Origin of the sequence: Mycoplasma enhydrae (assembly GCF_025779955.1) — a bacterium.
Taxonomy (GTDB): domain Bacteria; phylum Bacillota_I; class Bacilli_A; order Mycoplasmatales; family Metamycoplasmataceae; genus Metamycoplasma; species Metamycoplasma enhydrae.
Genome location: NZ_JAOXHI010000003.1, coordinates 20,064 through 46,440 on the forward strand (window position 1 = coordinate 20,064; position 26,377 = coordinate 46,440).

Below are 26,377 nucleotides of genomic sequence, written 5' to 3' on the forward strand. Positions count from 1 at the left end.
CTATTTAATATTATATATCTTTTAATAAAGATACTATTTTAGAAATTCATAAATATGTTGCTGTCCAAGATTCTAAATTACTCTATTTTCAAAAAAAATTAGCACTCTTTTAGTCTAAGTGCTAATAAAGTGATATAATTAGTTTATTCAAGGAGGATAATTATGCATGCATCATGAACACCAGCTGAAGATGATCAAAAAGATCCATTACTAAAATATGGTAGAGATTTGACAGAATTAGCTAGCAAAGGAAAATTGGAACCGGTAATTAATCGAGATGAAGAAATTCGTTCTTTAGTGCGAATTTTATCGCGAAAAACTAAGAATAATCCTGTCTTAGTAGGAGAACCAGGTGTAGGTAAAACAGCTATTGTTGAAGGATTAGCAAGAAAAATAATTGAAAATCAAGTTCCTGAAAATTTAAAATCTAAAAAAATTTATGAACTAGATTTATCCGCAATTGTGGCAGGAAGTAGCTATCGTGGGCAATTTGAAGAAAGAATGAAATCTATTCTTAAAAGAATTCAAGACTCTGATGGAGAAATTATCTTATTTATAGATGAAATTCATATGCTAATAGGAGCAGGAGTTTCTGGTGACAGCAATATGGATGCTGCTAATATGCTAAAGCCTATGATGGCTAGAGGTCAGCTACATTTAATCGGTGCTACAACATTAAATGAATATCGGAAATATATTGAAAAAGATTCTGCTTTAGAAAGAAGAATGCAAAAAATCTATATTGCAGAACCTTCAATAAATGACACAATAACCATTCTAAGAGGAATTAAAGACAGATTCGAAACTTTCCATGAAGTTAAAATTGAAGATGAAGCTATTGTGGCTGCTGCTAATCTTTCAGCTAGATATATTCCTGATCGATTTTTACCTGATAAGGCAATTGATTTAATTGATGAAGCAGCTTCTAATATTAAAACTGAAATGAATTACATTCCAGCACCTATTGAAAAACTAAATTATGAAATTGCAAATTTAGAAATTGAAAAAGTTGCCTTAGAAGATATTAATCAAAAAAATACAACAAAAAATGCGAATCGAATTAAAGAAATTAACGAAAGACTTAGTGAACTAAAAACTAAGCAACAAACACTTCAAAAACAATGAAATGATGAAAAAGAATTAATTGCAAAATTGTCATCATTAAAAGATAGTATTGAAGAAAACAAACGGCAATTATCGGTCTTACAATCTGAAGGAAATTATGTTTTAGCTTCGAAAATTATGTATGGATTAATTCCTGAACTAGAGCAAACTAAAAAAGAACTTGAAGATAAATTAAAGAAATTAGATAACCGTTTAATTAAAGAAACTATTGATAGTGAAGAAGTGGCTCAAATAGTAAGTAAATGAACAGGAATTCCTGTGACAAAACTTTTAGAAAATCAAAGAAATAAACTGCTAAATTTAAGCAAGAATTTACAAAAGCGTGTTAGAGGACAAAATCATGCGATTTCTTTAATTTCTGAAGCAATAAAAAGAGCAAAAGCAAACATTAATGATCCTAATAGACCAATTGGTTCGTTTCTGTTTTTAGGACCTACAGGAGTTGGTAAAACTGAACTAGCTAGAGCGCTAGCTGCCAATCTTTTTGATGATGAAAATCATATAATTAGACTCGATATGTCTGAGTATATGGAAAAACATAGTGTTTCAAAATTAATTGGTTCGCCTCCAGGATATATTGGTTATGATGATAATGGTGGGCAATTAACTGAAAAAGTTAGACAAAAGCCTTATTCTATTGTTTTATTTGATGAAATCGAAAAAGCTCATATAGATATTTTAAATGTTTTATTACAAATTATGGACAATGGAACTCTAAGTGATAGCAAAGGAAGAAAAATTAATTTTAAAAACACAATCATAATAATGACTTCAAATATAGGTTCAGAGGAAATGATGAAAAAAGAATTATCAAATGAAGAAATTAAAACAATTCTTCTAAAGCGTCTTAAACCAGAATTTGTAAACCGAATAGATGAAATCATACCTTTTAGTCCCTTGGATATGTTAACAATTGAACAAATTGCCGCTATTGAAATTGAAAAACTAAATCAAAGATTGATTTTAAATCACAATCTAGAATTAATTACAAACCTAGGTGTATATAAATATATAGCTCGAAAATCATATGATGAAAGCTTTGGAGCTAGAGTTATAAAAAGATTTATTCAAAATAATATTGAAAATAGAATTGCTGATTTAATTATTAAAAATGAAACTAAAAATTATTCTTCAATACATGTAAATGTCGAAAAGGATGAACTAAGTATTGAACTTAAATAATTAAAGAAAAAAGACAAGTTGCACAAGCTTGTCTTTTTTATATGGTACATCCTGTGGGGCTCGAACCCACGACCCAGGGATTAAGAGTCCCTTGCTCTACCTGCTGAGCTAAGGATGCTCATTTTAAGCACATATAATTATAAACCAATTTTTTAGGCTATTATTTTATTTTTAGAATTTAATTGCGGTGTATTAGATTAAATATAAATTGTTCTAGTATAATTAATAACTATGTTAATAATATGGAGGTTTTTAGATGTTAGATGTATGTGGAATAAGCAAAATTTTTCCCGATAAAAAACTTTTTAGTAATGTAAACTTGAAATTTTTACCAGGTAATGTTTATGGTATTATAGGGGCTAATGGTGTTGGTAAATCAACTTTTTTAAAAATTCTAAGTGGAGAGATTGAAGCTTCAGAAGGACAAATAGTTAAAGAAAAAAATGCCAGAATGAGTGTTTTAAGCCAAAATCATGATGAATACAATGATTTTAATGTTACTGATGTTGTTATTATGGGTAACAAAGAACTATATAAAATTAATTTAGAAAAAAATAAGATTTATGAAAATCCTGAAGCTACAATGGAAGATTACGAAAAAGCTAGTGTTTTAGAACAACAATATGGTGAAATGGGTGGATGAAATGCCGAAAACGATGCCCAAACTCTTTTATCAAATTTAGGCATTGAATCAAGTAAATGAAATCTAAAAATGTCAGAACTTAAAGCTAATGAAAAAGTTAAAGTTTTGTTAGCTAAGGCTTTGTTTGGCAACCCTGATATTTTAATAATGGATGAACCAACAAACAGACTTGATTTAAAAACTATTAAATGGCTAGAAAATTTCTTAATGGATTATTCTAATATAGTTATTGTAGTAAGTCATGATAGTGATTTTTTAGATGCCATTTGCACTCATATTGTTGATATTGATTTTTCTGAAGCAAAACTATTTGTAGGTAATTATTCTTTTTGAAAACAAACAAGTCAATTGCTAATTGAGATGCAACAAAAATCAAATCTAAAAAAAGAAGAACAAGCACAAAAATTAAAAGAATTTATAGCTCGATTTTCTGCCAATGCATCTAAGTCAAGACAGGCTACAAGTAGAAAAAAATTACTTGAAAAGATTGTTATTGATGAAATCAAACCATCTTCAAGAAAATATCCATATATTAAATTTGATCTAAACCGTGCACCAGGAAAACAAATATTAAATGTTAAGAATTTAACTTATGTTAATGATGCTGGAGATACATTATTTGAAAATGTAAGTTTTAGTTTAAAAGCCGGAGATAAAATGGTTGTTGTTGGAAATGATGACATTGCCAAAACAAGACTTTTGGAAATTTTAATGCTAAAAAGAAAACCTACTTCAGGAACTATTGAATGAGGCTCAACAATTAAACCTAATTATTTTCCATCAAATAATTCGGAGTATTTTGAAGAATCAGAATCGATTATTGATTGATTAAGCAAATGACCACTAAATAATACAACACAAGAAACTAAAGATAATAGTGATGCAAGAATGAGAGCATTTTTAGGTAGAATGTTATTTTCTAATGACAGTGTATTTAAAAATGTTAAAGTAACTAGTGGTGGAGAAAAAGTTAGATTAATGATGTCTAAATTAATGCTAGAAGAAAGTAACTTTTTAATTTTTGATCAGCCTTTAGACCATTTAGATTCAGAATCAATTGATAGTTTAATTGAAGGTGTTAAGTCATATAAGAGCTCATGTATATTTACAACTTACAACCGTGCTATGATTAAAGAATGTGCTAATGTATTATTAGAAATCAAACCAAAAGAAAGTTATTTATTCTATGGTACTCTAGAAGAATATGAAGAAGCAATGGGATATTAATTAATTTATAGAACTTTTAGTTAAGTTCTATTTTTATTTTAAAAAATAACCCTTTAGGTTTAAAGAGTTATATTTCGGTTTAATTGCTTCAGTTTATTTCAATGTAATCATATTTTTTTTCTTTGGATTTTTTAGATAATACTTTAAAAGTAATAACATCATTTAAAACATATTTTGAATTTTTACGTAAGGGGTGTTCTAGTTTTTGTTCTAGTCATTCAGATAAACTTAAATTCTTTTCTTTATCAGATAAGCTAAAGTTTTCTAAATGATCTTCTAGTTCTAATTGTTTTCACAGTGCTTTCATTAGAACTGTACCTTTAGCTTCAGATCTTTCTAAACTGATTTCATAAATTTGTTCATCATCATCATATTCATCATATATTTCACCAACAACTTCTTCTAAAATGTCTTCGATTGTGATAATTCCTATGGCTTTATCATCATTATTATTTTCTGTAACAAACGCCATTTGAGCTCGAGCCTGACGCATTTTTTCAAGAGCGACAGATAATAATGAGTTAGCTGAAATATTGGGAACAGTTTTAATGTAATTCATAATATTGCCACGTTTTAAAAAGAATATATCTTTCAGTAATAATATACCCACTAAATCGCCATCTTTTTCAACAGGTATTCTTGAATAATTAGTTGCTTTAAACATGTCAAGTGCATCTTGCATTGTTGACTTATAATTTATATAATCTACATTTTTAAGCTTAATAAAGTGTTGTGAAACTTTAGTTGAATCTAGATCCAAAACATTTTGAGCCATTATTGATTCATTAGTTTCCAAAACACCTTCATCTTGAGCTATGTTTAGTAAACTTTTAACGTCTTCTTCGGTGTTGGTTATATATATTTTTTTACCAATTTTAGAAATTGGATATGTAATTGGGATGAAAATTCAATATAACATTTCAATAAATCAATAAAAACTTCTAACGGTTTTTTCAGGTCTGGCTTTAGCAGCTATTTTTGGTATTATTTCGGCAAAGAAAACGATAATAGGTGTCATCACTAGTGTAGAAATAATTGATGAAATTCCTGCTTTTTCAGCGCCTAAAGCAGTAGTTAATAAATAAACCAACAAGGTGGAAGCGGCAATATTAACTAAATTATTTGCAATTAAAATTGTGCCTAGCGTACGGTTAAAAAATTGATGTTGTTTTAGTATTGCTTTTGCACCACGTACTTTTTTATCAACTAAGGTTTCAATTTTTGCCTTAGATAAAGTAGTATATGCTGTTTCACAAGCAGAAAATATACCTGAGCAAACAAGCAAAAATAATAACAATATAGAATAAATTATACTTTGTCAAACTTTTGGGTCATGTATACTGAGCGATTCGTCCATTTTTAAAAATTCTCTCCATTTGTATGTTAATGCATACTTAAATTATTTAATTATTATAAACTATAAATTTATTATTGATAATTAAATTGACAATAGTAATTAGTTTTAAATTATAGAAAAATCTAAAATTGTCAATATTTTAAGTTTAGAACTATAATTTTATTATGTTTAAATTTGAAGATGTGAAATTAGTAGAATTACCTGAGAAAGTCTTGCGTGAAAAATCACTTGATATTGAAATACCATTATCACAAGAAAACATTGATTTGATTGAAAAAATGATTTATCATGTTTCTGATAGTCAAAAAGATAATACCAAATTTAGACCTGCTGTAGGTGTAGCTGCTGTGCAATATGGAATATTAAAAAAAATATTTTATATTTTAATTACAGATAATGAAAACAATGTAATATTTAGTGATGTTTTAATCAATGCTAAAATGTTAGGTCATTCCAATCATAAAATTGCTTTATCAGAAGGTGAGGGTTGTTTAAGTGTTAATGAAAAACACCCCAACCAAGAAGGTTATGTTCCAAGATATTCAAGAGTTATTGCTGAAGCTTATTCCTATTTTGAAAAGAAAATAAAAAGATATGAACTTTCTGGATATCCCGCAATTGTTTTTCAACATGAATATGACCATTTAGGTGGAACACTATTTATTGATAGAATAAATAAAAAAGAGCCTTGAAAGAAAGATAAAAACCTAGTTTTATTATAAAAAAAGCCTTGAAATTAGACAATTTCGGGCTTTTATATTATTTAAATTAGTTATTAATTTTTGGATACTTTAAATTTTAGAGGTACTGAGAATTCAAATTCTTGGTCTGATGGCTCTATATAAATTCCATACTCAGCTCGATATTTACCTAGTCTTTCAGTGTTTAAAGAAAGAGTTAATAATCTAGCTTTGAATTTTAACTTTGAATTGTCAATTCATTTTTCAGTATCAAAGTTTTCTAAAATTATTTCGGACATGAGCATTAATGGAAAAAAGAAATTACTATTAGTATCAATATTAGGTAGTAATTTTATACTTTTTGTTCCCTTATTAATTGGTATATCTTTAGTTAAGGTTCACGATAAACTAATTGGATCATAGTTACCAGTTTTTTGTTTTTGATTAAATTCATCAATAAAATTTTTAAGTTGACTTTTGTATTCAATAACTTTATCTTTTGGCGGATTTTTGGTTATATCAATAGGTAAAAATAAATTAAATACAATTTTACTTTTAATATCTTCTAAAAATTTTTTACTAAATTCTTGTTTTTTAGATTTTAAGGCTGATTCATTAAATTTAACCGTTTCATATTTAGTGTTGATTGGAAAGTTTTTAATAACAAATTCTACTTTTTGACTTCTATTTTTTCTAAATGCCAAATCAACATATAATCTTTTTTTAGTTATTGAATCAATTATAAAATTGTTTGCTTGAACTGAATAATTGTGCTTGTCATCACTGAATTTTATGTAATCTTTTAAAACCTTAGATTTTTTTAAATCATCATTTTCATTTGTTAGTTGTGTCATTATTTGTTCTGGATTTCCATCTAGCTGAATATTTTCTTTTTTAATGATAATTCCATATTTTGAATCGTCATATTCTTCATAAATAACTTGAGGAACACTGTTATATCAATATGTTAGTAAGAAACGTGGTTTCATTGTAATAACAACTATAGTAGTAATTAATACTGCCGACAGTGCTACAGCGGTTGCGCTTCAAAAAGCAATCTTCTTAATCTTTGCTGCTTTAACTACTTTTTTAGCAACTTCTTTATGTTTTAGTTTATCTTCGTCACTTATTTCTTTATCTATTGAATCTTCTCAATCGAAATCTTCATTATTTTTTTTAGACATTATTTCTCTACTTTCACCTCAAATTCAGTGGTTTTTGTGTCATTACTAATATCTGAAATATCAATGTTTTGTGTGTCTTCTTCATCAATATCTGAAAGAACTTCAATTTTAATATTTTTAGTATCTCCTGATACAGAAGTTGTTGGTAATTCTTCAAGATTATTTTCTTTAAGAATTTCATTAAAATCTAATTCAGTAGTTTTTTCCATGTCTAAATTTGAAGGGACAATTTCTTTTGTACTCTCATTAGTATTATTCAATCCATCTAAATTAAAATACTCATATTCACTAGTTTCTTCATTAGATTCTAACTGTTCTTCTTCTAAAATATCTTTAGATAAATTACTATGACTATCATCGTTTTCATCATCTTCTAATTCCACTGAATTTGAATCAGAGATATTTGAGTTTAGTTCTTCAAAATTATTATTAAATGATATCTCTTCTGTTTTAAATTCATCTGATAATACATCCATTTCATCCACTTCACCAGCAGGGTTTTCACCTAAATTTTCATCCTCAAACGAATCTATTTCTTTACTTAGCTCAGCTTTATCTTGAGAATAATCAACTGCATAGTCATCAATTTCTTCAGAATCATCATTATTTTCATCGCTTTCAGAACTAGAATCTATATTTGATTCTTTTTCAGAAATTACATCTTCTATTTTAATATCAGAAACCGGTTCATCTGATTTATAAGCAACATCATTAATAGTTAACGTTTTTGTTACAAACAAAGGTGGGTCAATTGGATTTTTAATTTGTTCATTCGAACGAGTTTCTTCTTCAATAATCATTCTTAGATAATTAAAGATTTTATCTTTATTAATAGGTCATTCAATTTCAGACACATAAATAATTGGATATTCTTTTGATTCTAAGAATTTTATACTATCCATAAATACTAAATATTTTTGATAATCATTTTTGTAAGCAAAATTATCCAAAATAAAGCCCTGAACCATTTTTTTGTTGATTTTATTAATTAACACAATGTCAATTGTTTTAGTACCAACAGAATAATTTAGTTCAAACCTGAAATCCGGTTTATTAACAATTAATTTCTTTAAATCATCTATTACGTCTACTTTGAATTTTAAATCTTCAGGTATTGCTTGAATTCTTGTAGCCAAAAAATCATTAGTTTCATCAAGATAATTTTTTTGTTGTTCTAAAGATAAGTCTAAGAATTTTAGCCAGTCTCTAAACATAATCATATCAGCTGTAGATTTTTCAGAAATCTCAATATCTTCTGCATATATAGATTTAACTACCATTACTTTTTCACGCGCTCTTGAAATGGCGACGTTTAAAGCGTTTTTACCACCATTTCTAGCAACGTATGTATTTTGCAATGAAGTATTTTTGTCATAAACCACTGACATAATAACTAAATCTGCTTCATCTCCTTGAACATTTTCAATGTTTTTGATTATTATTTGTTCATTCATTAAAGCTTCTTCTAAAACAGGTTCTATTCCGAATATATTATTCATTAAATAATCTTGTTGTTTAGAGTTGAATAACAGAATAATGATTTTCTTGTATTTCGATAGATTTTGTCTTACTAATTCGATAACAGTTTTTCCTTCTTGCTCGTTCATACTATTATCTCATTTACCATCAACTTGAATAACTTCTATTGCTTTATCATTTTCTAAAGATAATTCATAATTGTCAATAACATCTAACTTAGATTCATAGAAATGCTTAGAAGAGAAAGTCATTAATGTGGCTTTTTTAGAACGGTAATTTTTGTCTAATAAAACAGAATAAACACCTAGAACCATTGCATAATCTAATAATGATTTTATGTTACCAAAATCATCTTCTTCATCAAAGCTATATGATGCTGAAAACCATCTGGTAGGTTGCATTTGCTGATTATCTCCTGCCAAAATTTTTCTTTTAGCTAAATATAAAATTGGAATTCCTTTTTCTAAGAAAACTTGAGATGATTCATCTAATATAGCATAGTCAAATTCTTCTTTTTGTCACATTGATAAATCAAGTTCAGGGGTTGTTACTATAATTGGAAACAATAACTTAATCATTTCTTTATGTTTATGGAAGAATTTGTAAGGTTTTAGGCTACCTATTCTAATTGCCATTGCAAAAGCTGTGTACTGTCTTTTTTGTTCTTCACTAAAATTGTTAATTTTTTCAAAGGTTTTTTCCAAAAGAATTTTTGTTAATCTTTTATCATCATTTAATTTAACTGTTTTAGAAATCAATATTTTTTTGTATTGTTCTGAGAAATTCATTATTTCTTCATATGTAACTAAATTTACATATTTTAAGGCTTGGTTGATATCAATAGTAAATAAAGATTCATCTTGTAACAAAACATCAGCCATTCTTTTAATATTTCCAGGCACAATGCTAAAAATTCAATGTTTCTTTTTTAAATTTAGTTCATATAACTGTTTAATAATTTCTTTACGGTCACCTATAACATTTGAAAAATTGTATTTTAAACTTGTATCTAGTTGTTTTAAACTATCATAAGTTTTTTCACTAAAGTTACCATTCATTATTGAGGCATAAAAATTAATAATATTATTTAAATTAGGAGTTCGTTTTATTAAATTAACATTATCTACATAATTTTTATCTTCATCTGAAAAAACTGAAAATCCTTCTTCTCGTTCAGTTTTTTGATAATTTTCAATTAAATATATAAATTCTTTTAAAGGTTCATAAAATGTTTCTAGTCTTAGGTGTTTATCATTTAAAGCAAACAAACAAAATATTGATAATTTCTTCATTCTGTTTTTCAAAACATCAAGAGCTGCTTTCTTTTGACTTACTACTAGAGCTGTATAGCCTCTAGCTATAATATTGGTTATTAAATTGGAAATTGTTTGAGATTTACCCGTTCCAGGAGGACCTCAAATAATAGTGTCTTGATATAATGAAGAAACTGTAGCAACATCTTGTGAATAATTGGTTTCTTGAATTTTAAATAACTTAAAATTATCATCAAAAATTACTTTTTGCACTTTTTGACGATAGACATTTTTATTTACATTTGGCTGTAGTATTTTGTCAAACTCGTCATTTTCAATAATTTTTTTCATTTGGTTTCATAAATAACCAGATGATACATTAAAGAATCCTAAAACAATTCCTGAATGGAACATAATTGAAGTGTTTTTAATACTTTCAACATTTAAATTTTTAATTCCTTGTCTTAGGTTATCTGGTAATGAAAATAAAGGAGACCATATTTCTTTCAATTTTTCAAAAACTTCTCTTATAGATAATCCTGAAAAATCAAAAGAATCAACATCAAGTGAAAAACCTTCTTGGTTTAAAAATGTTACTAATTTACTATTAACTCTTATATCTGAATTCGAGCTTATATAAACTAAAGAGTTTTTAATTTCAACCATTATTTCTTTAAAAAATAAAGGAGCATAAATAGTTTTATTTTCAGTTTTAATTGATATGTAAAAAAAGCCAATATGCAATGGTCAGATATTAGTTTCAATATTTATGTTTTGAGCCTTATTTAAAATTTTCTTTCATTTTACAATTGATTTTTGAAACTCTGTTTCTTGTTGAGCAATAATTAAACTTCTAGCCTTTTCTAAATTAGAGGTTAACATTTTAAAAATATGGTCATCAAGTCTTTTATTGTAATCTTTAAAAATATTAATAATTTCAGTTTTGTTTTTAGCTTCATTAACTTTTTCAGCAATGGCACGATTAGCAGCTTCAGCTAAAACGCAGTTAAAATTAAATTTGTTGTATATTTCTTCAAAAGTACTTTCACCAAAATTTTTATAAATATCGAAATATCTTTCATTGTCAATTGTGCTAAAAAGTGAAGAGTCATATGTATCAATGTTTAATAGGTTAGCCATTAAACTTTGATATTTTGTGTTGTTTGAATCCATTATTTTACCTCATTATTAATAAGCTCTTCTACATATTTGGCAGTGTTACCCAATACTAAAGATATGCTTTGGCTTTGTAGCGCAATGCCACTTACACCATCTAATTTTTTCAGTTCTAAAGCATTTACTTTCTGTTTATCATCAAAAAAGATTTTAAGAATTTTTTGAGTAGAAGAAGTGGATTTTATATTTTCTTTTCCTCCTAAACTTCTAATCATATCTTCTAAATCAAAACTTATTTTTGTGCTCTTTGATAAGTAGTCTTTTTGCTTGTTTTGTCTATATTTTTTCTTTCAATAAATTAGTATGAAACCAAAAGTAATTATTATTAAAAAATAGTATAAAAATTTATTTTTTCCATTCACTATTAAACCCCCAATTCACTTTAAGTCTTTATAAAATTATATTTTAATTTATAATTAAAGGCACAAAAACAACTTTATTTAAAAATCAAGGTTTTATTTTGTTGTTTTTATCAAAAAATTAGAGTAATTTTAATTTTTTAAAACTGATACGATAATACTGGTAAAAAATGATATTAATATTTATTAATATTAATTTTTAGACCAAAAAGTAATAAAATTAATAGTGACTTTATTTTTAGTGTATCTTAAAACACAAGCAAGGAGAATAGATGAACAATAAAAAAAGACTATTGAGCGGAATTACAGCAACAGGAAAACTTACATTGGCTAATTACATTGGTGCAATTAAAAACATGGTTAAACTACAAGAACAATATGACAGTTATATTTTTATTGCCGACTTACATGCTCTAACATTGCCAATAGACCCGAATGTTTTAGCTGAAAATCGCAAGAATATTTATGCTTTATTTATGGCATGTGGTATAGATACATCTAAAACAACCCTATTTTTCCAATCTGATGTACTTGAACATGGATTAATGAACTGATTAATTTTAAGCCAAACCACAATAGGTGAACTTTCAAGAATGACCCAATTTAAAGATAAATCTTCTAAGGTAAAATCATCTAATGGTATGGAAACAATCCCTACAGGTTTATTAATGTATCCTACATTAATGGTAGGTGATATATTGCTATATGATGCTGATTTAGTTCCTGTGGGAATTGACCAAAAACAACATGTTGAATTAACAAGAAATCTCGCTCAAAGATTAAATAATAAATTTAAATTAGATTTTAAAGTTCCTGAACCTTTTATTCCTGAAGTAGGGGCAAAAATAATGTCTTTGATTGAACCTACTAAAAAAATGTCAAAATCAGATATTAATGAAAAAGCTTCAATTTATTTATTGGATGATCCAAATAAAGCTTACAAAAAAATATTAAAAGCTGTGACTGATTCTGAAGGCAAAATTTATTTATCAGATGATAAACCGGGTATTAAGAACTTGTTAACAATATATTCAGCTCTAAAAGATATATCTTTAGAAGAATCAGTTAAATTGTTTGAAAATAATAACTATGGAGAATTCAAACAAGCTGTAGGTTTAGAAGTTAAATCCTTTTTAGAAAATATTCAAGAAAAATATAAACAAACTATACTAAAAGTAAATGAAGAAGCTATAAAGGGTGCTAAAAATGCTTCTAAAATAGCAAATAAAAATCTAATTAAATTAATGAAAGGTTTAGGTTTAAATAATGAAAGCAAATAGTAAATTAAATCATTCAACCAGCCATTTACTGGCTGCTGCTATTTTAAAATTATATCCAAATACTAAACTAGCAATAGGCCCCTCTATTGAAGAAGGTTTTTATTATGATTTTGAATTTGAACAACCTATTTTAGAATCAGACTTGCCAAGAATTGAAAAATTAATGAAAAAAATGGCAGAGCAAGGATATGATACTAAACAAGTAGGAATCGAACATTTTAATTTTGATAACCAACCTTATAAAAAAGAATTATTCGATGAATTTAGTAAAGAAAAAAAACAAATAACTTTTTTTCAGTTTATTCATCCTAAAACAAATGAAATTTTATTTACTGACCTGTGTGCTGGTGGACATGTCGAAAACACAAAAGAAATTAAACACTTCAAATTATTATCAACAGCTGGCGCTTATTGAAGAGGCGATTCAAATAACAAAATGTTAACTCGTATCTATGGTACTTCTTGAGAATCAAAAGAAGACTTAGAAAAATACTTGGAGATTTTGCAAGAAAGAAAAGAAAGAGATCATCGAAAAATTGGTAAAGAATTAAATATATTCACTTTTAATAATTTAAGTGGACAAGGTTTGCCAATTTGATTAGAAGATGGTATGAAAATACATAATTCTATTAGAAATTATGTACTTAAGCTTGATAAAAAGTTTGGTTTCAATGAAGTTTTAACTCCGCATTTTGGTGAAAAGAAATTATATGAAATGAGTGGTCACTGAGACCATTATCAAGATACAATGTTCAAGCCGATTAAAATGGATAATGAGATGTTAGTGGCAAGACCTATGACTTGTCCACATCATATAATTTTATTTAATTCTACAAGAAGATCATATCGTGATTTACCAATTAGATATTCAGAACAATCAAGATTATATCGTTATGAAAAATCAGGTGCTTTAAGCGGACTAGAACGTGTTAGATCAATGGATTTAACTGAAGGACACGTATTTGTTAGAACTGACCAAATTAAAGATGAATTTAAGCATTTATACAAAATGATACTTCAAGCTTTAAAAGATTTTTCAATTGAAATCGACCACGTTTCTTTATCTTTAAGAGACCCTAAAGATGAAACTAAGTTTTTTAAAGATGATAAGATGTGAAATAAGGCTGAAAATGACTTACGTGAGGTTTTAAAAGAGCTTAAAATTGAATACAAGGAATTTATCGGAGAAGCAGCTTTCTATGGTCCTAAGGTGGATTTCCAAGTTAAAACAGTGCTTAATAGAATAATCACAATGTCAACATTACAATTAGACTTTTTATTGCCACAAAAGTTTGATATGAAATACGTTGATGATAAAGAACAATTACAAAGACCTGTATTAATTCATAGAGGTCTAATTGGTACTTATGAAAGATTTATAGCCACTTTGCTAGAGCAAACTAAAGGTGTATTACCATACTGACTAAGTCCTAGACAAGTTACAATATTACCAATAAGCGATAATCAAAATGAGTATTGTCAGAAATTATATGAAGAGTTTATTGATTTAGATATAAATGTAAATGTTGATTTAAGACATGAAAGAATTAATAAAAAAATAAGAGAAGCACAAATTCAAAAAACAAAATTTATTATTGTAATTGGTCAACAAGAAATAGATAATAATTCATTTGCAGTCAGAGAATACGGCAGTGAAAAAACAACAACTTATACAAAAGATGAATTTTTGAAAAAAATCTATGATTTAAAATGTAATCTTAAATAGAAAAAATCAGGTGTAACTATCTACATCTGATTTTTGATTCAATTAAAAAAGATCTCCTTTCTATTAAAGAACTAGAGATCAAAATATATTTTTAGTAAACTTTAGCAATACGTAGAGCAATTAAAATAATGTTAATTACAATTAATACTGCCAAAATTGTAAACATTGTTCAAAATGTTTTTTGTTGTCTTCTTTTAGCATGTGCTTGGTCGCAAGATGCTGGTTTAGTTTCTGAAACTGCCACTGGAACTGGAGTTGTTTTTGTTTGAGCTACTACTGGTTGTTCAATTGTTTCTTCTACAATTGTTGTCACTGTTCTTTTTTTAACAGTTGGTTTATCAACCAATTCTTGTTTTTCTAGATATTCAATAACATTTTCATTAGCTACTTTTTCTTTAGATAGTGTTGCTAAGATAATTTGAGCTTTTTCAATATTAACACTTCCTCGGTATGCTCCATCTCTGTGGAATCAAACACGAGTTTCGTTTTTGGTTTTTTCACTTACTCTGATAAATTCAGAAACTGCATCTTTAAAATCTGGGAAGCTTCCTGAAATTTTTTGATTAGCTTTTTTAAAGTTGAAAGTAATATTTCTATTTTTATCAAATTTTTCAGAGATATAGTATTTTTCTAATGTGCTTTTTGCCATTTTATTCTCCTAAATAATTAATCTATATGTTTATCAACGCGATACATACATAACAATAATTTTAGAATATTAATTGCTTAATTTATTAAAAAAAACGCTAAAAACTTCCGTTTTAGCATTTTTGGGGCTTTTTTTTGAATTTTTATTCATTTTTTCAGTGTTTTTCAATGTCGCTTCAATGTTTTTTCAATATATTAAACAATAAATTATGAACTTCTATACTTCAATAAATCAATTATTTTATCAACGTTTTCAGTACTTAATATAGGCTTCAAATTCTTTTTGATTTGATAAAAAGTTTCATAGAAATTATCAAGTGTTGTGTATGTTAAATGTGAAGGTGAGTTGTGAATTTCAAAATTATTAATTTGATTAAAAACAAGAATACCGACTATTGGCAAATTATTAGGCAAAATAGGTATCAAATCTTTAATGTTTTTGTTTAGTTTTCACAGTGGATTATAAATATAGTATTTTGCTCTTGGTCTTGTGATATATCATTCACGATTGCCAAAACTTCCTTCAATCATTTTGCCTTCATAATTAAATTCATTAATTACAAATAAGCCAAAACTATTAACCATAATTAGACCAGATTCAAATGTTTTAGAAGCATTAGAATAATTTGATTTGGATAAATATTTATTATTAGAAACTAAATTTGAAATTTTGGATAATTCAGAAATTAAATCAACTTGATCTGAAGAATCGGGGTTAAGTTTGGCTTTTTTCTTTTGTTTAATTTTTTTAAGGATGAGTAAAGTGGCAACAGTTATTACAAGAGCAGCTACAATAACACACACGCAAATTATAATAATTAGTTGTTTGTCCATAATTTAGAATTCCTTTACTTATCAATAATATAGTTATTTAGCTTAAAAATTTTAATTTTGTAATCTGAAATGAATTTTTTTACAATGTTTCAAAATTTTGGACCATGATTGTGCTCTAATTTGTGTGCAATTTCATGGTATGCAACATATTTAATTAAATCTTCAGAAAAATATTTTAAATCAGAATTAATGTTAATTTTATTATTAGAAGTATTAATTGTTGCTCAAGTATTTTTTTTATTTCTTACGATAAATGTCAGTTTTTCATAAGTTTTCAAAATCAATAAACTAGCTTCATTAGCGTACTTTTCAAAAATCATTTTTAGTTTTTTATCAGTATGATTATTAATTAAAGAGGTTATTTCTAAAACGGTGTTTTTATTTTTGGGTTTTTTGATGTAATCAATTAGTTCGTTCTCACTTGAAAAAATAGATATTGAATAATCATTAATGCTAAAGTTGACTTTTTGACCGAAATAATAAAATGTTTGATTATCAAAATCGATTCCTAATTTTTGCTTTGAACCATAGGTTTTTTTAAAACCTTCTTTTTTAATCTGCTTTTTCATCGATTTAATTAAAAAAGTTTCAAACAAGGGTCCTGACAAATTATAAAAAGCACCTCTAAGACTAAAAATTCCATTGTCATAAGTTAAATAAACATTTTTAGCTTTAGTATAAAACACTTGAATTTCATACTCTTTTCCATCAACTGTCCTTTTTATGATTTCAGAAACGCTTTTCATAATTATTAATTTTATATAAATTAAAGTTATTTACAAAAAAATAGTAATAATAAGCAAAAAGTGTTTAAAAAGCAAAAAAAATGTGTAAAATTATGTATGCTAATTTATTTTTAGCAAGAAAGGCAAAAAATGGCAAATATTAAATCAAAACAAAAAGCAATATTATCTAATAAAAAGGCAAATGAACGCAACTCAGCTATTAAATCAACAGTTAGAACTGCTATCAAAAAAGCTAAATTAGCTGCACAATCTAAAAATGAAAAGACTGCTGAATTAGTTGCTAAAGCACACCACGAAATTGATAAAGCCGTTTCTAAGGGTGTATTACACCAAAATAATGGTGCAAGAAAAGCTAGCCGTTTAGATGCGTTTATTGCTAAAGAAAATAATTAATTTACTCAATAATGAATTTTAAAATCAAGTAAATTATCTTTTAATTAAAAAACATCAGATCAAATAGTTATCTTTAATAAGATAATTTATTCTAAATCTGATGTTTTTTGTTTATTTTTTAGAGATTCATATTTATTAACTTTTTTGGTTTTTGGTTTTTTGATTAAGAATACCAATACAAATTCACCCTTAAGATTTTGGTCATTTAGCATATTTTTAATTTCAGCTGCTGTACCTTCAAAATCTTGTTCATGAATTTTGGTTAATTCTTTGCATAAATATAACTGTGCTTCTGAGCCAAATACTTCATTAAAATCATCTAATGTTGCCAGTAATTTGTAAGGTGAAATGTACGAAACATAAACTCCTTCTGACAATTTTTTCAATTGATTTTGTCTCTCTCCAGATTTATCTTTTAAAAAACCTAAAAAGCTAAAACTGGAGCCTAAATTTGATTTGATAAAAGCATGAATCATAGCAGTCGGACCGCCAATTACATCAATAAATATATGATGTTTTTTTGCTTCAGATATCAAATTAAATCCTGGGTCAGAAATGCAAGGCATTCCAGCATCAGATATTAAAGCTACATTGCGATCTTTAACTAAATCAATTATTTTAGAAGTAATTTGGCGTTCATTAAATTTATGATATGAAATCAGCTTTTTATTTTTAATATCATAATGGTTTAATAGTCTTTGGCTTAATCTAGTGTCCTCACACAAGATCATATCAGCCTCCTTTAAAACTCTAATGGCTCGAAAACTTATATCTTCTAAGTTTCCAATAGGAGTTCCAACTATTGACAGTTTATTAGCCATAGTATTTCTCCAGTTCCACTAATAAATAGCTTTTTTGTAAATTAAAATTAGCTGATTTATTTAAATTTTTTTTCACATTTTCTATCAGCTTAATTATTTTATATATCGGAACATAATCAAAATCCGTTTGAGAAATTTTGTGGTTTTTTAAAATTGTCATTTTTTTTAGACCTTTTTTAATACGATAAATATCATTAAAAACTAAATTCATAAAGTTTAAAAAAACTTCTTTATTGCTATAGTCTAGTGTTTGAACAATTAAATTTAAAAAAGTTTGAGGATTTTTATAAGATTCAGATATTGAGTTAGCTAATTTATCAAATAAACTAATTGATTCTTCATTGTATTCACTATTTGTTTGACTAAAAAAGCTATTATAGGGTTTATGTGAATCAATTTCACTTAAAATTGTATTATAAATTTCAATTATTAAAGCTCTCGATTTAATTGTTTTAAGTACTTGTGATATGTAATTACATGTCATTAAAACAATGGTGTTTTGAGGAGGGTTTTCTAAAAATTTTAGTAAGCCGTTTAATGATTGCAAACTACCATTTTCAACATTGTTAATTATTAAAAATTTTCTTTTATTAGGATTTAAATTACTAGTTTCAGAAACATCATTTATTGCACCTAAAACTGAATCTTTGGTTAATGATGTTTTGTTTTGACCAATAATAAAATATAGTTCACCAAATTTTATATCTTTTAGAGAAGTAATATTTTCACCATTTATTTTATTAATAAAATAAAGAATATATTCATCAAAAGAATCCATCTCTTTTGATGATAATAAAAACACCTGACTAAGCTTATTTTTACTAATTGAATTATTAATTATTCTTTCAAAATTTTTTGAAACCATAATTACAATACTTTTTCTTCTTTTAAAATATTAATAATTTTTTGGAATAATTCGATTATTGAACAATTAGCATCTACAATACGGTATCTTTCAGGATTTTTAGCAATAACTTTTTGATACGCTTTTCTTAAAGAAACATAATATGATATATCTGATGTTTCTAATCTATCCATACCTTCACGCATTTTAGTAATTCTTTCAACTGAAAGCGCTGGCTCTAAGTCAAAGAAAATAATTAAATCAGGTTCAGTTGAACTTGTAGCAATTTTATTAATTATTTCTACATTTTCAAGACCAACATCACCTAAAATTCCTTGATAAACATATGAGGAAGTTGTATATCTATCTGATATGACATGTTTATTATCTTTTAAAGCTAGCAAAATTCCTTTTTCTAAATTAAGTCTTCTGCTTGTAGCAAATAACAAAGCATCCACCATTGAACTAAAAGAGTTTTCATTATCTAAGATTAATTGCCTGATTTTTTCAGCTTCTTTTGAAAAAGCAGAGCCTGGTTCACGTGTAAAAACGAAATTATCTATTAAGTTTTTGTTAATTAATTCATTTTTTAACATGTCAATAATAGTTGATTTACCAGAACCATCCATTCCTTCAATTGCTATAAATTTTGCTTTGTTCATATCTTCCTCATTCCTTTTATTATTCATTTAGTTTATTTTCTTTTTATTTAAGATTGATTGTTTTAGTGTTATTAAATCAACTGCATCGATTGACATTCCGAATGGTATTCCAATTGATAGTTGATAAACATTGTAATATTTTAGCTCGTCTCTTAATTTCTTTTCAATATAACGCATTGTTATTTGACCATTAAAGTCAGAATTAAGAGCTAGAATAATTTCGTCAAATTGTTTCGATAGTTCAAATAATTTTTTAAGTTTAAGTTCAAATTTTTCACTAACATTTTTTAAATCTACTAATTCATTAAAAATAAAGTATTTTCCCTTAGGGATATCTAATTGCTCAAATTTATTAATATCGTTATTTGTTGAAACAACATATAACTTTTTTTGCCGGCTTTTATCAGAGCAAATATCACATAATTCCTTATTTGTATAAGCTAAGCATTGGATACATTTAGTAGTTTGAGAAGCTAATTCAATTATTTTGTTAAATAATTCTTTTGATTCATCAACGTCATTATCTAAGAAAAAATTTATGATTTTATTAGCCTGGCGAATTGAAATTCCGGGAATTTTTTTTAATAAACCTACAATTTCATCAATTTTTTTATCCATTAAAATGGCATTCCTGTATTTGAGTATTTTTCAGCAATTTTATCATATGCTTCTTGAACCTTATCAATCGCTTCATTAACAGCAATCATAACTAAGTCTTGAACTAATTCAGGATCTTCAGGATCGATTAAAGCTTCATTAATTTCTATCTTAGTGATTTTTCTTTCACCATTCATAGTAACTGTTATACCTTGTTTTTCAACAGTGAAAATTGTTTTTGAAACTTCTTGTTCATCTTTTTCCATTTCACCTTGAATTCTTTTGGCATTTTTTAACATTTCGTTTATATTCATTATTATTTCTCCATTATTCTTTTGGTTCTTTTACAGCATCACCAAATAATTTTTTAGCATATTCAATAGAAGGTGTTGATTTATTTTTATATTTGTCTAAATTAGGTAAATCTAATAGTGGTTGTTGTTCATTGATTTTATTTTTTCAATTTAACTTACAATTTTCAATAGCTTTTTCCAATTGCTCATATGTTACAGCAATAACATTTACATAACGATTGAAAATACTATATAAAGCCTCCATTAATTGTGAATCTTTTCTTTTTAAATTCAATTGATGAACTTTAATAATATCAGGTGATTTTAGTACAATCAATTGATCTAAAGAAAGAAAAATTTTAAATCCCGATAAAAGTTCTTTTAAATGACTTAATTCTGGTGATATTTTTGTTTCCAGCATATTGTAGTTAATTTCATCAAACTTAGCTACTTTATCATTGTTGTAGTTGTACATTTTTTTCTTAACATATTGATAAATAAAAGCTAAATTATCAACATCATTTTGAGCAATTTCAGGTGTTAAAATTTCTACATCATTTTTTGATTCAGAAATATCATTAGAAAATTCACTTGTTATTATTTCATTTAGAATATCGTCATTTTCATATTCTTTAGTGGTATCTGCCACCAATATTTCAGAAGTTTTTTCTAGTATTTTGTCCAAATTTTCTTCATTAATACCGAGGTCATCCATTTTTGGTTTATTATTAAACGTTATTTCACTTTGAGTATTATATGAATTTGATATGCTAGCTAAATTAAAAACTGAATTAAAGTCTTTAGCATTGTTTTTAGTATCTTTAGTTTGTTCTTCTTCCTCTTGTTCATTTAAAATTGCTTCATTAACAATTTTAAAATCATTTTCATTAGGAGTACCTTGATTGCCCAAACTTGAAGAATTATTTTTATAATTAATATTTAAATCATGACTTGAAGTTTTAGATTGATAAGATGCCATTTTTAGAAGGTATATTTCCATTACTTGTTTTGGCAAATCACTATAATTAATTTCTTTAATTGCTTCAGTAATATATTCAATATATTTAAACAAAATATCATCTTTAATATCAAAGCTTAAAAACGACTCTTTGGAAGCATATTCTAATAGTTTTTCATCATTAGTTTTTTTGAAAACCACATAATCTTTTAAAGTCTTAAATATTTGTAAAGCAATCTTTTCAACACTTGCTCCGTTTTCAATTAAATAACTAAATTTTTCAACTAATAATTTATATTCGTTTTCATAAATTAACTTAATCATAGTTCATATATTATTAAAATCAACTATGCCATATAGATTTTCTATTGCTTGCTGAATTATTTCTTCGTTAGCGCAATAAATAGCCACTTGGTCAGCAATACTTAGAGTATCTCTAAAACTTCCATTACCTAAGTCAACTAACAATTTAATCGCTCCAGAAGAGGCTTTAATGTTTTCCTTATTAAAAATATATTCTAGCTGTTTGTGTAATATTTCACGATCAATTTTTTTGAAATTAAATCTTTGAACACGACTTAATATAGTTAGTGGTATTTTTTGCGGATCTGTAGTTGCTAAAATAAATATTACATGTTTAGGAGGCTCTTCTAAAGTTTTTAATAAGGCATTAAATGCGCCTTTAGATAACATATGAATTTCATCGATAATGTAAATTTTATATTTACTATTTGTAGGTAAATGTTTAATTTTTTCTTTAAGTTGTCTAATATCTTCAATTCCCGTGTTTGAAGCTGCATCTATTTCAATAATATCCATATTTCTATCAATAAACTCAATACATTTTCCACAAGGATTTTCATTTACACGATCAACACAATTTATTGCGTTAGCAAAAATTTTAGCAGTCGATGTTTTACCATTTCCATGCGGACCGCAGAATAAATAGGCGTGCGTTAACTTATTTTCCTTAAGAATATTTTTTAGTGTATTAACAATATGTTCCTGTCCATAGACTTCATCAAAGTTCTTAGGGCGATATTGACGATATAGAGCCTGATATTTATTAGTTAATGACATTAGACCTCCTAAATAATATTTATATTTTACCAAATTAAACTATGGCAAAATTAAAACTTATTTTTTTAGGCATAGCATTAAAATAAAATACAAATAAAGTGCCTAAATTCTAATTAAGTTTATAATAATTTATGTATGAATAAAATAGACAAGGTATTTAGCAAAGAACAGCGTAGAAATTTTTACAATCACTTTACTTTTAGCATTATTGCTTTTATTATTAGTGTTTTTTTAGTTATTGCTATATATTTCATGAAAATTGATTTAACCAATTCAGTATTTTTTGGAATTGTAACTGTTTTGGTTTTGACATGCATAATTTTTGCTTTTGATATTTATAGTTTTTTTAGTGTTTTCAAAGATAGACAACATTATCAAAAAGCAAAACTTTTTAGAATTAATTTTGCTTTAATTATAGTTATTTTGGTATGTATTATTACTTTTATTGCTTTAGTGTTGACCTTAAATTCATTTAGGCAAAGTTTAATTAGTGCTATTGATAAAAAAGATAGCGAACGTGCTCAACAAGTTAGAAATTATTTTGATATTTCAAAAAACTTATTTTACTTTTTTAATTCAATTACTATAGCAGCTTCATTAGTAATATTAACTATTAATATTGTTTTAAAAAAGAAAAACTAAGTCTTTTGATTTAAAGGAGGTTACATAAAATGAGATATGAAAAATCGTGTGGTCTAATTGTGCTTAAAAATATTGAATCTAAATTATATGTACTTTTAGTTCAACAAAAAGCAGGTCATTGAAGTTTTCCTAAAGGACATGTTGAAAAAGATGAAACTGAAATAGAAACTGCAATTCGAGAAACAAAAGAAGAAACTAATATTGATGTAGAAATTCTTGATGGTTTTAGAGAAACTTCTCAATACTCGCCATTTAAGGGAACAAGTAAAAAAGTCGTTTTTTTCCTAGCTAAACCAAAAAGCTTTGATTTAAAAAATCAAATCGAAGAAATTGATGTTGTCGAATGAGTTAATGTTGAAGAAGCTTTAGTTAATCGAATTATTCATGACAACAATCGTGAAATTCTTGAAAAAGCTATTAATCATTACATTAATCATTATTGAAATTACAAAAAATAAAAACTCACTTTTGCAACAAGATTTATTTTAGAATCTAGCACATTAAGTGAGTTTATTTTTATTCTTCTTTTTTAGGATTAGATGTAGCTGAAAGTTGTTCTAATTTTAATTTTAATTCTTGAAAAATTTCATCTTTTTTAGTATTAATTTTTTCAATCACTTCTTGTTCACTTAAACCTTCAGATAATAAATGTCTCGCTTCTGATTCTAATAAATAGTTTATAAAACTATTAACTTTTTCAAGACCATTTGAATTTTCAGAATTTGAAGTTTCTAATCAGTCTAAATCAATTTGACTATTTGAAGAAGGAAGAGCATCATAATTATTTAATAAATTAATACTACATTCTAAAGCAATTCTATCTGTTAGTTCTTTAAATTTCTTAGAACCAAGTTTAGTATAAATTTGATATGGGTTTTTTTGAGCATATTGGACCAAGTGTGTACTACGACGCAATTTATCCATAATATTAATATGGTCTTGTCAACCTGAATCAAAGACATTAAGAATAATATTTCTTTCAGAATTAGCTAATGCTGAAAGTCCATATTTTTCAATGATGTTTTCTCTTAAAATGTCATATTCTTTATATCATATTGAAATTATGTAGCTTATTAACTCTTCACGGTCCATTTTTTTAATTTCATCAACACTAAAAGTGTGTTTTGTTAAAACCATAAAGTTTTCATTTAAATACCTTGTAAAATTTTCAAAATCCATGGTATCGTTTTTTTGAACAAAATATGGGTTATTAACAATTTGTCTAACAGCAACTTGAAACATTTTTCTGATAATTAAGCCTAAATCATCTCTTTCTAAAATAAGATCTCTTTGTTCATAAATTAAATCACGTTGTTGTCTTATAACGTCATCAAAATTTAAAACGCTTTTACGGCTATCATAGTTAAAGCCCTCTATTTTCTTTTGAGCTCTTAAAAATGCTGACCGAATCGATTCTCCGGGAATAGGATGTGAACCATATTCTTTAAAAATTTCTTTTCATTTATCTTGAACTGAGAACCTTAGGATTAATTGGTCATCTAATGAAAGAAAGAACTTAGTATAACCTATATCTCCTTGACGTCCTGAACGTCCTTTTAGTTGATTATCAATTCGACGTGATTCGGCTTTTTCAGTTCCAAGAACATAAAGTCCTCCAACCTCTAAAGCTTCTTTACTTGGTTTAATATCAGTTCCCCGTCCAGCCATGTTGGTAGCTATAGTAACAGCGCCTAATTCTCCAGCATGTGAAATAATATCAGCTTCAGAAGCATCTTGTTTAGCATTTAAAACTGTATGAGGGATTCCTTCTTCTAACAAATATTCATGTAAAACTTCAGAATCTTCAACTTGGGCTGTACCAATTAAAATAGGTTGTTTTCTTTGATATGCTCTTTTTACTTCTTTAACTACCGCTTGCCATTTTGAGTGCATATCTACATATATTTCATCTTTGTCATCTTTTCTAACTATTGGTTTATTAGTTGGGACAACATTAACACGCATATTATAAATATCAATAAATTCTTTTTCCTCGGTTTTGGCTGTACCTGTCATACCACTAATTTTTTTAAATAATCTAAAAAAGTTTTGATATGTTATTGTTGCCAAAGTTTTGGTTTCAGATTCAATTTCAACTCTTTCTTTAGCTTGGATAGCTTGTTGAAGACCTTCTGAATATGCTCTTCCTTCCATGATACGACCAGTAAATGAATCAACTAGTTCAATTTTATCATTACGAACAATATATTCAACATCTAGTTTCATAACTTTATGAGCTCTTAAAGCATTTTGAATACGATGAACTAATTCAGAGTTTTCTAAATCATACAAGTTATTAAAATTAAAGTATTTGTTAGCTTTTTCAATTCCTTTATCAGTTAAATATACTGATTTAGTTTCTTCATCAATAAAATAATCTTCAAAATTTAAAGTACGAACAAATAAATCGGCAATGTTATACATTGAACTTTCTTCTTGCTCACCACCTGAGATAATTAAAGGAGTTTTAGCTTCATCAATTAAAATAGAATCCACTTCATCTAAAAGAATAAAATCAAGTCCTCTTTGAACTTTTTCTTCTTTTGACATTGCCATATTATCACGCAAGTAATCAAATCCAAGTTCTGAATGAATTGAATATACAACATCACAAGCATAAGCTTGACGTTTTAACATTGCTGGCATTTGAGCTTTATTAATACCTACAGTTAAGCCTAAAAAATTAAATACTTGTCCCATTTCTTCAGCATCACGTTGAGCTAAGTATTCATTAACTGTTGAAACAATAACGCTTGAACCATCTAGGGCATTTAAATAAACAGGAGCAATTGAGGTAATTGTTTTACCCTCTCCAGTTTTCATTTCTGCTACTGAACCTAAATCTAAAATAATTCCACCGATCATTTGAACATCATATGGTCTTTTACCTAAAATTCTTTTGGTAGCTTCACGAGATACAGCAAAAACCTCAGGGCGAATATCTTCTCTAGTTTCGCCCATCTTTAGTCTTTCTTTAAATTCTATTGTTTTAGCCTGTAGTTCTTCGTCACTTAGAACCTTAATGCTGTCTTCTAATTGGTTTATTTTTCGTAAGGTGTGCTCAGCAATTCTCATTTCAGTTGTTTTAAATTTAAAAAATTTCATAATTTAATATTTTATATTAAAACTCTTAAAAAAAGACTAAATTAAAAAGGCAGGTCACCTAAACCTGTCTTTTCTTATAAATT

22 protein-coding genes and 1 tRNA gene are annotated in these 26,377 nt (G+C 26.5%); 8 read left to right on the forward strand and 15 right to left on the reverse strand.

Annotation, left to right across the window (positions count from 1 at the left end; translation table 4 throughout):
• Positions 1 to 162: 162 nt before the first annotated feature.
• On the forward strand, positions 163 to 2,307 hold the full coding sequence (locus OF364_RS01240; protein ID WP_263773987.1) for an ATP-dependent Clp protease ATP-binding subunit: 2,145 nt from the start codon (positions 163 to 165) through the stop codon (positions 2,305 to 2,307).
• 42 nt (positions 2,308 to 2,349) lie between these two features.
• On the opposite strand, the gene OF364_RS01245 is transcribed toward OF364_RS01240, so the two are convergent.
• A tRNA-Lys gene (locus tag OF364_RS01245) sits at positions 2,350 to 2,425 on the reverse strand.
• Between the two features lie 138 nt (positions 2,426 to 2,563).
• Between OF364_RS01245 and OF364_RS01250 the strand changes: the two genes are divergently transcribed.
• Positions 2,564 to 4,177: an ABC-F family ATP-binding cassette domain-containing protein gene (locus OF364_RS01250; RefSeq protein ID WP_205851046.1), complete on the forward strand. Its 1,614-nt coding sequence runs from the start codon at positions 2,564 to 2,566 to the stop codon at positions 4,175 to 4,177.
• A gap of 79 nt (positions 4,178 to 4,256) precedes the next feature.
• Here OF364_RS01250 and OF364_RS01255 read toward each other — a convergent pair whose 3' ends face one another.
• Positions 4,257 to 5,534: a hemolysin family protein gene (locus tag OF364_RS01255; RefSeq protein ID WP_263752438.1), complete on the reverse strand. Its 1,278-nt coding sequence runs from the start codon at positions 5,532 to 5,534 to the stop codon at positions 4,257 to 4,259.
• A gap of 164 nt (positions 5,535 to 5,698) precedes the next feature.
• Here OF364_RS01255 and def point away from each other — a divergent pair, with 164 nt between their 5' ends.
• A complete protein-coding gene (def, locus tag OF364_RS01260; protein ID WP_205851048.1) occupies positions 5,699 to 6,256 on the forward strand; it encodes a peptide deformylase in 558 nt (185 codons plus the stop codon).
• Positions 6,257 to 6,309: 53 nt separating this feature from the next.
• Here the strand turns inward: def and OF364_RS01265 are convergent, their stop codons facing one another.
• Genes OF364_RS01265 through OF364_RS01275 form a run of 3 tightly spaced genes read right to left on the reverse strand, consistent with a single transcriptional unit; the run spans position 6,310 to position 11,668 of the window.
• Positions 6,310 to 7,398 (reverse strand): hypothetical protein, encoded by a 1,089-nt coding sequence (locus OF364_RS01265; protein WP_263752434.1) that lies wholly within the window; start codon positions 7,396 to 7,398, stop codon positions 6,310 to 6,312.
• Entirely contained in the window at positions 7,398 to 11,303 is a 3,906-nt protein-coding gene (locus tag OF364_RS01270) for a DEAD/DEAH box helicase (protein ID WP_263773988.1), read from the reverse strand. The genes OF364_RS01265 and OF364_RS01270 overlap by 1 nt, the downstream gene beginning before the upstream one ends.
• Positions 11,303 to 11,668: a PTS glucose transporter subunit IIB gene (locus OF364_RS01275; RefSeq protein WP_205851051.1), complete on the reverse strand. Its 366-nt coding sequence runs from the start codon at positions 11,666 to 11,668 to the stop codon at positions 11,303 to 11,305. The genes OF364_RS01270 and OF364_RS01275 overlap by 1 nt, the downstream gene beginning before the upstream one ends.
• Positions 11,669 to 11,937: 269 nt before the next feature.
• Between OF364_RS01275 and trpS the strand changes: the two genes are divergently transcribed.
• Both trpS and thrS read left to right on the forward strand, forming a co-directional pair.
• Entirely contained in the window at positions 11,938 to 12,945 is a 1,008-nt protein-coding gene (trpS, locus tag OF364_RS01280; protein WP_263773989.1) for a tryptophan--tRNA ligase, read from the forward strand.
• Positions 12,932 to 14,671 (forward strand): threonine--tRNA ligase, encoded by a 1,740-nt coding sequence (thrS, locus tag OF364_RS01285; RefSeq protein WP_205851053.1) that lies wholly within the window; start codon positions 12,932 to 12,934, stop codon positions 14,669 to 14,671. The genes trpS and thrS overlap by 14 nt, the downstream gene beginning before the upstream one ends.
• A 91-nt stretch (positions 14,672 to 14,762) precedes the next feature.
• Here the strand turns inward: thrS and OF364_RS01290 are convergent, their stop codons facing one another.
• The 3 genes from OF364_RS01290 to OF364_RS01300 form a co-directional block, all read right to left on the reverse strand.
• On the reverse strand, positions 14,763 to 15,320 hold the full coding sequence (locus tag OF364_RS01290) for a hypothetical protein (RefSeq protein ID WP_263773990.1): 558 nt from the start codon (positions 15,318 to 15,320) through the stop codon (positions 14,763 to 14,765).
• A gap of 206 nt (positions 15,321 to 15,526) precedes the next feature.
• Positions 15,527 to 16,153, reverse strand: a complete 627-nt coding sequence (locus OF364_RS01295; RefSeq protein WP_205851055.1) for an NERD domain-containing protein — start codon at positions 16,151 to 16,153, stop codon at positions 15,527 to 15,529.
• Between the two features lie 14 nt (positions 16,154 to 16,167).
• Entirely contained in the window at positions 16,168 to 16,899 is a 732-nt protein-coding gene (locus tag OF364_RS01300) for a M48 metallopeptidase family protein (protein ID WP_263773991.1), read from the reverse strand.
• Positions 16,900 to 17,028: 129 nt separating this feature from the next.
• Here OF364_RS01300 and rpsT point away from each other — a divergent pair, with 129 nt between their 5' ends.
• The gene (gene rpsT, locus OF364_RS01305; RefSeq protein ID WP_205851057.1) at positions 17,029 to 17,292 is read left to right on the forward strand and encodes a 30S ribosomal protein S20; all 264 of its coding nucleotides are present in this window, start codon (positions 17,029 to 17,031) and stop codon (positions 17,290 to 17,292) included.
• Between the two features lie 86 nt (positions 17,293 to 17,378).
• Here the strand turns inward: rpsT and rsmI are convergent, their stop codons facing one another.
• Genes rsmI through dnaX form a run of 6 tightly spaced genes read right to left on the reverse strand, consistent with a single transcriptional unit; the run spans position 17,379 to position 22,547 of the window.
• Positions 17,379 to 18,113 (reverse strand): 16S rRNA (cytidine(1402)-2'-O)-methyltransferase, encoded by a 735-nt coding sequence (gene rsmI, locus OF364_RS01310; protein ID WP_205851058.1) that lies wholly within the window; start codon positions 18,111 to 18,113, stop codon positions 17,379 to 17,381.
• Positions 18,106 to 18,978 (reverse strand): DNA polymerase III, encoded by an 873-nt coding sequence (locus OF364_RS01315; protein WP_205851059.1) that lies wholly within the window; start codon positions 18,976 to 18,978, stop codon positions 18,106 to 18,108. Before OF364_RS01315 ends, rsmI begins: the two co-directional genes overlap by 8 nt.
• A gap of 2 nt (positions 18,979 to 18,980) precedes the next feature.
• Complete coding sequence (tmk, locus tag OF364_RS01320; protein WP_263773993.1) at positions 18,981 to 19,646, reverse strand: dTMP kinase; 666 nt, start codon at positions 19,644 to 19,646, stop codon at positions 18,981 to 18,983.
• Positions 19,647 to 20,237: a toprim domain-containing protein gene (locus tag OF364_RS01325; RefSeq protein ID WP_263752425.1), complete on the reverse strand. Its 591-nt coding sequence runs from the start codon at positions 20,235 to 20,237 to the stop codon at positions 19,647 to 19,649.
• Entirely contained in the window at positions 20,237 to 20,530 is a 294-nt protein-coding gene (locus OF364_RS01330; protein WP_205851061.1) for a YbaB/EbfC family nucleoid-associated protein, read from the reverse strand. The genes OF364_RS01325 and OF364_RS01330 overlap by 1 nt, the downstream gene beginning before the upstream one ends.
• 13 nt (positions 20,531 to 20,543) lie before the next feature.
• Positions 20,544 to 22,547, reverse strand: a complete 2,004-nt coding sequence (dnaX, locus tag OF364_RS01335; protein ID WP_263773994.1) for a DNA polymerase III subunit gamma/tau — start codon at positions 22,545 to 22,547, stop codon at positions 20,544 to 20,546.
• A 135-nt stretch (positions 22,548 to 22,682) separates the two neighbouring features.
• Here dnaX and OF364_RS01340 point away from each other — a divergent pair, with 135 nt between their 5' ends.
• Positions 22,683 to 23,189 (forward strand): hypothetical protein, encoded by a 507-nt coding sequence (locus OF364_RS01340; protein WP_263773995.1) that lies wholly within the window; start codon positions 22,683 to 22,685, stop codon positions 23,187 to 23,189.
• Between the two features lie 29 nt (positions 23,190 to 23,218).
• A complete protein-coding gene (locus OF364_RS01345; RefSeq protein WP_205851064.1) occupies positions 23,219 to 23,647 on the forward strand; it encodes a bis(5'-nucleosyl)-tetraphosphatase in 429 nt (142 codons plus the stop codon).
• Positions 23,648 to 23,705: 58 nt separating this feature from the next.
• Here OF364_RS01345 and secA read toward each other — a convergent pair whose 3' ends face one another.
• The gene (gene secA / locus OF364_RS01350; protein ID WP_263773996.1) at positions 23,706 to 26,294 is read right to left on the reverse strand and encodes a preprotein translocase subunit SecA; all 2,589 of its coding nucleotides are present in this window, start codon (positions 26,292 to 26,294) and stop codon (positions 23,706 to 23,708) included.
• Positions 26,295 to 26,377 lie beyond the last annotated feature (83 nt).